Source organism: Pseudomonas viridiflava (assembly GCF_900602065.1).
Lineage (GTDB): Bacteria > Pseudomonadota > Gammaproteobacteria > Pseudomonadales > Pseudomonadaceae > Aquipseudomonas.
Map to the genome: position 1 here is coordinate 1 of NZ_UWFN01000268.1, position 448 is coordinate 448.

At 64.1% G+C, this 448-nt stretch carries 1 pseudogene; it reads right to left on the minus strand.

The features are described from left to right. Positions 1–439, minus strand: a pseudogene (locus tag EE949_RS18235) (cystathionine gamma-synthase); the annotation flags it as partial. Between the last annotated feature and the right edge of the window lie 9 nt (positions 440–448).

Sequence of the window (448 nt, forward strand, 5' to 3'; positions counted from 1 at the left end):
AGACCGAACAATGCTGCGCGTACAGCGGCGCGCCGCGCGCAGGATCCGGCGTAATGGCCGGTGCCTGGCTGACTTCATAGGCCAGCGCCAGCCTTGCACCCAGCTGCCTGGCCTGTCGCGCCACGAGCGTACCGTCCTGTCGCTTGTTCACGACGCCCTTGAGGTCTGCTGCGCCCTTCTCAAGCTCGGCACGTTCGGTCCGCTGCGGCAGTGCAACGATGAGACCCTGAAGCGCGTTCAACGCGTCGATCTGATTCTGGTATCCGGCACTGTCGATGACCTTGCCATCCGCCACCGTCGCCGGATAGTCCGCACTGAGGTAATCCAGCACATGCAGCGCCTGAGCTGCGCCCTCGACGGGATCGGCCAGCGCACCGAAGCTGCACAGCAGCATCATGGAGGCCAGAAGCCGGACGAGTGAACGAGAGTGCAGGTGCATTGGTGAATC